Annotated in this window: 9 protein-coding genes; 6 read left to right on the forward strand and 3 right to left on the reverse strand. The window is 54.9% G+C overall.

What is annotated here, in order from left to right:
* Nucleotides 1-46 precede the first annotated feature (46 nt).
* Entirely contained in the window at nucleotides 47-643 is a 597-nt protein-coding gene (locus K1718_RS27085) for a TetR/AcrR family transcriptional regulator (RefSeq protein WP_152504034.1), read from the forward strand.
* Nucleotides 644-646: 3 nt separating this feature from the next.
* On the opposite strand, the gene K1718_RS27090 is transcribed toward K1718_RS27085, so the two are convergent.
* Complete coding sequence (locus K1718_RS27090; protein WP_265680199.1) at nucleotides 647-1,117, reverse strand: OsmC family protein; 471 nt, start codon at nucleotides 1,115-1,117, stop codon at nucleotides 647-649.
* 85 nt (nucleotides 1,118-1,202) lie between these two features.
* Here K1718_RS27090 and K1718_RS27095 point away from each other — a divergent pair, with 85 nt between their 5' ends.
* Nucleotides 1,203-1,838 (forward strand): GntR family transcriptional regulator, encoded by a 636-nt coding sequence (locus K1718_RS27095; protein WP_265680198.1) that lies wholly within the window; start codon nucleotides 1,203-1,205, stop codon nucleotides 1,836-1,838.
* Between the two features lie 69 nt (nucleotides 1,839-1,907).
* On the opposite strand, the gene ubiB is transcribed toward K1718_RS27095, so the two are convergent.
* Both ubiB and ubiE read right to left on the reverse strand, forming a co-directional pair.
* On the reverse strand, nucleotides 1,908-3,488 hold the full coding sequence (ubiB, locus tag K1718_RS27100; RefSeq protein WP_265680197.1) for a 2-polyprenylphenol 6-hydroxylase: 1,581 nt from the start codon (nucleotides 3,486-3,488) through the stop codon (nucleotides 1,908-1,910).
* 3 nt (nucleotides 3,489-3,491) lie between these two features.
* Nucleotides 3,492-4,241 (reverse strand): bifunctional demethylmenaquinone methyltransferase/2-methoxy-6-polyprenyl-1,4-benzoquinol methylase UbiE, encoded by a 750-nt coding sequence (gene ubiE / locus K1718_RS27105; protein WP_265682454.1) that lies wholly within the window; start codon nucleotides 4,239-4,241, stop codon nucleotides 3,492-3,494.
* 312 nt (nucleotides 4,242-4,553) lie between these two features.
* Between ubiE and mutM the strand changes: the two genes are divergently transcribed.
* The 4 genes from mutM to K1718_RS27125 all read left to right on the forward strand — a co-directional run bounded on the left by mutM (nucleotide 4,554) and on the right by K1718_RS27125 (nucleotide 7,879).
* A complete protein-coding gene (gene mutM / locus K1718_RS27110) occupies nucleotides 4,554-5,447 on the forward strand; it encodes a bifunctional DNA-formamidopyrimidine glycosylase/DNA-(apurinic or apyrimidinic site) lyase (RefSeq protein ID WP_265680196.1) in 894 nt (297 codons plus the stop codon).
* Nucleotides 5,448-5,576: 129 nt separating this feature from the next.
* Nucleotides 5,577-6,350, forward strand: coding sequence for an enoyl-CoA hydratase (locus K1718_RS27115; RefSeq protein ID WP_152504039.1), 774 nt, complete (start codon nucleotides 5,577-5,579; stop codon nucleotides 6,348-6,350).
* A 176-nt stretch (nucleotides 6,351-6,526) separates the two neighbouring features.
* Nucleotides 6,527-6,793, forward strand: coding sequence for a 30S ribosomal protein S20 (gene rpsT, locus K1718_RS27120; protein WP_152504040.1), 267 nt, complete (start codon nucleotides 6,527-6,529; stop codon nucleotides 6,791-6,793).
* A 645-nt stretch (nucleotides 6,794-7,438) separates the two neighbouring features.
* Nucleotides 7,439-7,879: a rhodanese-like domain-containing protein gene (locus K1718_RS27125; protein WP_265680194.1), complete on the forward strand. Its 441-nt coding sequence runs from the start codon at nucleotides 7,439-7,441 to the stop codon at nucleotides 7,877-7,879.
* The last annotated feature ends 153 nt before the right edge of the window (nucleotides 7,880-8,032 follow it).

Raw genomic sequence — 8,032 nt, forward strand, 5'->3', positions numbered from 1 at the left:
TTTTTGGTCCCTGATATTCTTTCCAGATCAGGTCCGGGAGACAAATTTGCCTTACGCCCCAGAACACAAAACCAAAACGCGCAAGCGCATCGTCGAGTGCGCACGTATCCTTTTTAACCGCCACGGCTTTTCAGAAGTCTCTATCGATACGGTTATGGCAGAAGCTGGTCTAACCCGGGGCGGTTTCTACAATCACTTCAAAAACAAGGATGAGCTCTATGCAGAGGCTGTGGCATCCTTCCTGAACGGCCGCGGAAAAACCTGGCGCGACGAGGCAGGTGTTGACCCGGTCAATGGCGGTCCGCAGACGGTTCGGGACATGATCGAAAGCTACCTTTCGACCAGACATCTCGGTGATCTGGAAGGTCAGTGTCCGATGATCGCTCTGCCATCCGACGTCGCACGGGCAACACCTGAAGTTCAGTCCGCGTATGAGGCCCTGCTGCGGGCAATGATCTGGCTGTTTGAAAACAATTTGCCCGAAGAGCCGACCAAAAGAGACAAGGCAATTGGGCTGGCGGCGTTGTGCGTCGGCGGCATGGTGTTGTCCCGGACCATAGACGACGACACTCTTGCGGAAGAGATCCGAAGCGTCTCGAAATCCCTTGCCCTGAAACAATTGGAAACCGGCGAACGCTCCTGATGTTCAAAGCTCCCGATATGTCGCCTCAAAGGTGACCGGAAACGCAACCGAACGGGCGATGTAGCAATAGTTGTGAATTTCGTGGTGAATTGCATCGGCTTTTGTAAGGTTCGTGCCTGCCGGGACCACAATGTTCGGTTTCAAAATTACCTGCAAAAACCGGCCTGCGCCATTTTTCTCCGTTTCACCAAGACCCAATGGGAAATCCTCATAGGCGCTCACTGCGATGCCAGCGGTGCTGGCCAGATGCAGATACCAGAGCATGTGACAACTCGAAAGCGCCGACAAAAGCAAATCCTCCGGGTTGTGGAGCGCCGGGTTTCCACCAAGCAACGGGTCGTTGGAACATTGCACGACAGACTTGCCCGGCGTTCTGATTTCCCAGGTTCTTTCATATCCACGATAGGTTTTTGTCCCGTCGCCCAGGTTTCCGGTCCAGACAATTTTCGATGTGTATTGGTGGTTGGTTGTCATCTCGATCTCCAAAATGTATACATTTATACATTCTTGAGTTTCAGATTTGTCAAGTCCATGATGACGCCGGTCGAAGGAAGGGTTCATGTCCGCTGAGCAGATTGCCGCCACGTTGGAAACTGAAATTGTCGACGGCCGTTTCCGACCGGGCGAAGAACTCAAACAGGGTGAAATCGCGAAACGATTTGCGATCAGCCGGATCCCGGTCAGGGACGCCCTCCAACTCTTGGCATCTCGTGGGATGATCAGCCTCGTCCCCAATCGGCGCGCACGCGTCATCAGTCTGGAACCGGCTGAAATATCCGAAATTTACGACCTGAGAGTGCTGTTGGAAACGGACTGCCTGCACCACGCCATCAAACAGATGACGGAAAACGATCTGGGTGCGATTGAAGTTGCTTACGCACACTCCTCGATCGATGCGGGCACAGACCGTTGGGCTAGCGGCGACTGGGCCTTTCACCAAAGTCTCTATTTACCTGCACGCAGGCCGCGACAATTGAAGTTGATTGAAGAGCTTCGACGGACATGCCGCATTCATATTGCCGGGTATGGTGTCTTGCCGGCGCAAACCAGGGACTGGCTCGAAGATCACAAAAACATCTTGTCGGCAGTGCGCAATCGCAACACGGCCGACGCACAGGACATCCTGAAACGGCATATCATGGACGCCTGCGCAATGCTGTTGTCTGCCTGGCCCACCGAAAACACTGGTTCCTAGCCGCAAACGAACCCAGTCACACAGCAGCTCATGTCTTACCGGTTGGGCGGTAATTCGCTGCCAAAGCGGTCAGAACGCCTGATAAGTCAAAAGCAGCGCGCAGACTGCAATAACCCAAAGAGCAAGTCGGCCGGATCGCGTGTGCCTTGCTTCTGCCTTGCCGATGGCTTCCGCGGTTGCATCATCGAACCGAAGACCGCTGTTGGTCATTTTTTCAAGTTCAGCCGACATGCGACCGATGCGGTCGGCAAACAACGGCATGTCGTTTGCGACCCGGGCGAGTGCCGACAATGCGTCGCCTGCGTCCCGGAACTTTCCGACCGGGCCAAGATTTTCAGTTATCCAGCTGCCGACAACCGGTTCGGCCGTTCGCCACATATCGAGATTGGGGTTCAGGGACCTGGCAACACCCTCGACAACGACCATCGTTTTTTGCAGCATGATCAATTGGGTCTGGGTGCGCATTTCAAACAGTTCGGTCACTTCAAAAAGCTGAGTCAGCAGTCGGGCCATGGATATCTCGCTGGCATCGTGACCATGGATCGGCTCCCCAATCGCACGGATCGCCTGCGCAAACATGTCGACGTCCTGATGGGCCGGCACATACCCGGCCTCAAAGTGCACTTCCGCAACGCGCTTGTAGTTTCGCGTGATGAACCCGAACAGGATCTCGGCCAGAAAACGGCGTTCACGTTTGTTGAGCCGGCCAGTGATGCCGAAATCGACCGCGACAAGCGTGCCGTCAGGTTCGACGAATAGATTGCCCTGGTGCATGTCCGCGTGAAAAAAGCCATCTCGCAGCGTGTGCCGAAGAAAGCTCTGAATGACGGATGCACCTAGAGCTTCCAGATCATGGCCATCTTCACGAAGACCATCAACATCGGACATTTTCCGGCCATCGATCCATTCAAGGGTCAAAACACCCTTGGATGTGTGAAGCCATTCCACGCCTGGCACCCGAAAGCCCGGGTCTTCCGCAATGTTTTCTGCCATTTCGGAAAGCGCGGCAGCCTCGAGCCTGAAATCCATTTCCATGGCGACGGATTGAGCGAGCGTATCGACCACGGCAACCGGACGAAGTCGACGCGACGGCGGATGGAACCGTTCCGCAAGACGGGCAACAAGGTAATAGCTTTCCAGATCTCTTTGAAATCTTCGGGATACTCCCGGACGCAACACTTTGACGGCGACCTTACGATCCACCCCGTCCTTGTCCCTTATGACGGCCGGATGCACCTGAGCAATGGATGCTGCTGCAACGGCTTCGCCAAATTCGACAAAGATTTCGTCGACCGGGCGGTCGAGCTGTTCGGAAACTGCCCGCCGCGCTGCCTCATGTTCAAACGCCGGCAGCCGATCCTGCAGTGCAGACAATTCACGCGCGGCATCTTTGCCAACGACATCGGCCCGCGTTGCCAGGAACTGACCAAGCTTCACATAAGAAGGACCCAAGCGATTAAGAGCGTCTGAAAGGCGCAGATCTGCACTTTTGTCTTTGACCGCGCGGCGTTCCAAAAGACGGGCAATCGCGATCCCGAAACGCGGCCCCGCTGGAAGGTCAGGCAGATTGACGAGGCTGAACACGCCTTCGCGCGCCATCACGAAACCGGCCCGCATCAGGCGGAAAAGGGACATAACCGGAAATGCCATCAATCAGAATTTCCAACCAGAATGCAGCGCGGCGATACCGCCGGAATAATTGCGATAGGTGACCCGTTCAAATCCTGCTTCCCGAACCATCTCCGCGAAGCGCTCCTGGCTGGGAAATTTGCGAATGGATTCCACCAGATACTGATAGGGATCGCCGTCACCCGTCACCCACTTTCCCATGACTGGGATCGCATTGAAGGAAAAGGTGTCATAGACCTTGTCCAGCAGGGGCACATCGACTTCGGAAAACTCCAGGCAAAGAAAACGGCCTCCGCGCTTCAAAACACGCCGGGCCTCCCGCAATGCTTTCGGGATGTCCGGGACATTTCGGATGCCGAAGGCAATCGTATATGCATCGAAACTCTTGTCAGGGAATGGCAGGTCTTCTGCGTTTCCCTGGCTAAAGGTGATCAATTTGGACAATCCGGCTTTCGCCGCTCTGTCGCGACCGACACCGAGCATGGATTCATTGATATCGCAAACCACGGCGGAAACCGTTTCGTTCGACCGATTGACAACACGGGTTGCTATATCACCGGTGCCACCGGCAACATCCAGAAGCTTCCAGCCTGACTTGTCCGCCCTTGGCGGTGCAAGGAACGAGACCATCGCATCCTTCCAGACCCGGTGCATCCCGCCGGACATCATGTCGTTCATCAGGTCGTAACGGTCAGCAACCTTGTGAAAAACATCGTCCACAAGCGCCTGTTTGCTTCCCTCGGCCACCTTTGTGAAACCGAAACTGGTCGGCATGTCCTCCGGAGTCCGGTCCGAAGCTCCGCTGCGTGCCTGTTGCGTCATGAATGCGTCTCCAAGATCAATCAGTTCAGCCTCAGCCCACCGGTTGATCACCGTTCCTGTTCTTGAACAGATCAGCCCACCTTTTCGCGAGCTGCCGTTGTTCTGGCGGATCACAAATCCATTTAAGGTCTTCAAAGTGCGCCGGAACATAGTACAAGCACCGCCCGAGCGCTATCTTTGCCGGCCGTGGACGCCATATGCCGCAGGCCGGTGTGAGAATGTCAGACCTCTTAGCGCGCAACCGAAGCGGAGACCAGTCTTCAGATGCCTGAATTGCCGGAAGTTGAAACCGTCAAACGCGGCCTGTCGCCCGCATTCGAAGGAGCCACGCTGCGCAAGGTCGAGCAAAACCGGCCTGATCTTCGTTTTCCGTTTCCGGAAGACTTCGTTGGTCGGCTGACTGGGAAACGGGTCACCGCCCTGTCCCGCAGATCCAAATACCTGCTTGCGGATATCACCAGCGGGGATGTTCTGGTCATGCATCTTGGCATGTCAGGGTCTTTCCGCATTGAAGCCGACTATGAGGACAGTGCTCCCGGTAAATTTGCACATGCCCGCAGCAAGGACACCAAGCACGATCATGTGGTCTTTCACCTTGAAACAGCCACAGGAGATCCCGCGCGCATTATATATAATGATCCGCGGCGCTTTGGCTTCATGGACCTTGTGCCACGAGCCACGCTATCTGCGCATCCGCTTTTCAAGGATCTTGGACTGGAACCTTTGGGCAATGAACTGAGTGCGGAAACGCTTGCCGGTCTATTCCAAGGTCGAAAATCGCCTCTAAAAGCCGCCTTGCTGAATCAGAAGCTGATTGCAGGTCTTGGCAATATATATGTGTGTGAAGCACTTTGGCGCAGCGGTCTGAGCCCGGAACGCTCTGCCGGGAGCATTGTGACGAAATCAGGTAAGCCGACAAAAAAGGCGGTCGCCCTCGCAGCCAACATCCGGGAAACACTCGAAGACGCAATCAAGGCCGGCGGGTCATCCTTGCGAGACCACACACAAACCGATGGTACGCTTGGCTATTTTCAGCATTCTTTCGCGGTCTATGGCCGCGAAAACGAAAGCTGCCGGACACCGGGCTGCAACGGCACGGTAGCACGACTGGTGCAATCAAACCGCTCTACCTTTTATTGCCCGCAATGCCAGACCTGACAGTCCGGCCTCTATCCCTTCAGCCAAACTTGCCAGACACGCCTCGTGTCGGTTAGGCATGGCCGGTAAGTTTGACATATCCGAGGGGCCGTTCATGGCGGCAACCTCCGGCCTTGGGAGCGCATTATTATGGGATACGAGAACATCCGCGTTGAAAAGCGCGGCAAAGTAGGCCTGATCACTCTGGACCGGCCGGAAGCCCTGAATGCGCTCAATTCAGCGCTGGTCGCAGAGCTTTGCACGGCCCTCGACAGTTTCGATGAAGACGAGCGCATCGGCTGCGTTGTCGTCACGGGTTCGGAAAAGGCTTTTGCAGCCGGTGCCGACATCAAGGAAATGCAGCCTCACAATTTCTCATCCGCCTACCAGACCGATCTGATCACGCCATTTGATCGCGTCTCGCGGAACCGCAAACCGATCATCGCAGCCGTCGCCGGATATGCGCTGGGCGGGGGCTGCGAACTGGCCATGCTCTGCGATTTCATCATCGCGGCCGACACCGCAAAATTCGGCCAGCCGGAAATCACCCTCGGCGTCATCCCCGGAGCAGGGGGTACGCAGCGTCTGACGCGGTTCGTTGGCAAGTCAAAAGCCATGGAGATGGTCTTGACCGGTCGCATGATGGATGCCGAAGAAGCTGAGCGGAGCGGCCTTGTCAGCCGGATCGTTCCCGCCGACGACCTTCTGGAGGAAGCTCTGAAGGCCGCCGAGAAAATTGCCGACTTCTCGCTCCCCGTCGTGATGATGGCAAAGGAAAGCGTCGACCGGGCGTATGAAACAACACTTTCAGAAGGCGTGCGGTTCGAGCGGCGGGTCTTCCAAGCCCTTTTCGCGCTGGAGGACCAGAACGAGGGCATGAGCGCCTTTGCGGAGAAACGGTCACCGCAATTCAGGAACAAATAATCTTCCGCGTATCAACGACAAAGCCGTTGACGACAAGCCCAAGCGCCATTATAAGCAGCGCCCAATCGGTGGCGGACTTCCGCCGCCGTTGTTTTTTGATCGGGTCTTACCGGCTTTGACGCCTTGGTCCGATCGCCACCGGACCCTAGTCCCCATTACCGATCAGGATTGAGCCCATGGCCAACACACCATCGGCCAAGAAGGCGGCCCGCAAGATTGCCCGCCGGACGGCCACCAACAAAGACCGCAGAAGCCGCGTTCGCACGTACCTGCGTAAGGTTGAAGAAGCAATCGCTTCTGGCGACCAGAGCGCAGCAAACGACGCTTTCAAGGCAGCCCAGCCGGAAATCATGCGCGCAGCGTCCAAAGGCGTGATGCATGCAAACACTGCGTCCAGGAAAGTTTCCCGCCTCAACGCCCGCATCAAGGCACTTGGCGCCTAATTTTTCCGTGAAATCAACGTTCAAAAGACCCGGCCACAGTGCCGGGTTTTTTTTAGCCATGCAATTTTGTGGATGACAGAAATAGGCCCGCTCCAGCTTCACAACCTTCAAAAATACGCCACATCAGAGTGTCAAAAAATATTTATATTTTTCAATATCTTATGGGTATGTAGGATCTAAGCGGCGGGATCAAACCGGATTCGATACGAGTCAAGGTATCTGTTCCGAAATTTTTTTTGAAATCGCTGTTTTTCATTTGTGACAAGACCGCTCAGAGCAAAAAGTCATTGCGGTAAAAAGCATTTGTTCCTTTGCACACAGGGAACGGAAATTCGGTAACGCAGGGGCAGAAACCGGCATCTGCCAAGAAACGTATTAACACGCTGTTGCCCCACAAGGCCCTGTCTGTATATTAACAACACGGCTGGCGGCAAAGACCGGCGATTAACCTAAAACTGGTGCTTGGAAAAACAATGTATAAGTCAAACAGAAATATAGCTGAGCACATGTCACATTGGCCGAGTAGCGAATACATTAACGTGTTCAGTCTTAACGGCGCTTAGCGATAGTTCGACTAATACTCCTTCCGAAAATACTAATAAGCAAATTATAACCGATAGCGCAAAGCTATCGAAGGGGGCGTCTGTGCAACTTGAGGGTGGTTACGCAGGAAATTTAAGCGCGCAGGAGGCTTTTCAGCAGCTCTCCGAACAACAGGACGCTGTTCTTGTTGACGTGCGCACACAAGCGGAATGGGCGTTTGTCGGCATCCCCGATTTGCGCCCTATCGGCAAGGAACCTGTGTTAGCGGAATGGCAAAGTTTTCCGTCGAGCGGACCAAATCCGGATTTCGCATCGACGGTTTCAAATCAGCTGGTCAAAAAAGGACTTGACCAAAGCGCTCCGATCTATTTTCTGTGCCGCTCCGGCGCACGGAGCCAAGCAGCTGCAATCGCGCTGACCCAAGCCGGTTATACGCACTGTTACAATATCTCTGATGGATTTGAGGGGCCGCTGGACGCAGATCGTCACCGCGGCACACAGGCCGGCTGGAAAGCTGCCGGCTTGCCTTGGATTCAGAATTAGCTTCCCGCATTCAAGACGGGGTGGCGGCTGGAGTATATCCACTGCCAAACGAATAACCGTCCCAAAAGGGACATCATAATGCTGCAAAAGCAGCAAGGCGTCGAAGAATGGCTGTGGCGGACCGTTCTTCACAAAGTACAGGAGGCAGATGAC

This window comes from Roseibium porphyridii, from assembly GCF_026191725.2.
GTDB classification, from domain to species: domain Bacteria; phylum Pseudomonadota; class Alphaproteobacteria; order Rhizobiales; family Stappiaceae; genus Roseibium; species Roseibium porphyridii.